Origin of the sequence: Dietzia sp. DQ11-44 (genome assembly GCF_014145205.1) — a bacterium.
Lineage (GTDB): Bacteria > Actinomycetota > Actinomycetes > Mycobacteriales > Mycobacteriaceae > Dietzia > Dietzia natronolimnaea.
Map to the genome: position 1 here is coordinate 1 of NZ_JAALEC010000276.1, position 1,234 is coordinate 1,234.

1 protein-coding gene and 1 pseudogene are annotated in these 1,234 nt (G+C 70.3%); one reads left to right on the forward strand and one right to left on the reverse strand.

The window, feature by feature from the left end; translation table 11 throughout:
• Positions 1–234, forward strand: a pseudogene (locus G6018_RS07775) (RNA polymerase sigma factor); the annotation flags it as partial.
• A gap of 24 nt (positions 235–258) precedes the next feature.
• Here the strand turns inward: G6018_RS07775 and meaB are convergent.
• Positions 259–1,230 carry a methylmalonyl Co-A mutase-associated GTPase MeaB gene (gene meaB, locus G6018_RS07780; RefSeq protein ID WP_346034559.1) on the reverse strand — a complete coding sequence of 324 codons (972 nt, stop codon included), beginning with the start codon at positions 1,228–1,230 and terminating at the stop codon, positions 259–261.
• Between the last annotated feature and the right edge of the window lie 4 nt (positions 1,231–1,234).

Consider the following 1,234-nt stretch of genomic DNA (forward strand, 5'->3'; position numbering starts at 1 on the left):
CGTGCGGTGGCCGTGGGTCGCCGCGACGGACCGCAGTCAGGCCTTCGGCAACTCGACGCCCTCGCCGGAGAGGCGGAGCTCGAGCGGCACCACCCGTTCCACGCGGCGCGGGCGACGACGCTCGAGGAACTCGGCCGCGGTGACGAGGCCCGCCGGGCCTGGGCGCGTGCCCACCAGCTCACGGAGAACGCCTCCGAGCGCGAGTACCTGGTCCGCAGGTGGTGGAACGCCTGACGTACTCGCCGGCGAGTCGGCGCGTCAGCTGTCGAAGGCGTCGATGATCGCCTGGGCGGCGAGGGCCGCAGTCAACGTCCCCTCGCTGACACGCCGCTCGACATCGGCCGTGACCCGACGCACCTCGGGGTCGGCCGCGAGTCTCGCCATGAGTGTGTCGTGCACCATCGACCTGGTCCATTCGACCTGCTGACGGGCTCGACGGGCCTCGACCTCGCCGATCTTCCCCATCGTGTCCTGGTGCGAACGGACGGCATCCCAGAAGTCGTCCAGACCGTCACCTTCGAGACCCGACATCGTCAGGACGGGCACCTTCCACGCCGAGTCCGCCGGTCGCACGAGTCGCAGTGCCGCGCCGAGTTCCCGCGCGGCGCGTCTGGCGTCCTTGACGTGGGGGCCGTCGGCCTTGTTGACGGCGACGACGTCCGCCAGCTCCAGGACGCCCTTCTTGATGCCCTGGAGCTGGTCTCCGGTGCGGGCGAGGGTGAGGAACGTGAAGCAGTCGACCATTCCGGCGACGGTGACCTCGGACTGTCCCACCCCCACCGTCTCGACGAGTATCACGTCGAATCCCGCCGCCTCGAGCAGCACCATCGTCTCGCGGGTGGCCTTCGCCACCCCTCCGAGCGTGCCGGAGGTCGGCGACGGCCGGATGTAGGCGCGGGGTTCCGTCGAGAGCGTGGCCATCCGGGTCTTGTCGCCGAGGATCGACCCGCCGGTGCGGGTGGAGGACGGGTCGACGGCGAGGACCGCCACCTTGTGGCCCTTCTCCACCAGATACAGACCGAAGGACTCGATGAACGTGGACTTCCCCACGCCCGGTACCCCGGTGATCCCGATGCGCAACGCGCCACCGGCGTGCGGGAGTGCGCCGAGAAGCAACTCCTGGGCCTTCTCGCGGTGTGCGGGGTTCGTGGACTCGAGCAACGTGATGGCGCGGGCGAGGACGGGACGATCGTCCTCGAGCACCCCCTCGAGGAGGGCCGCCACGTCGATCTCC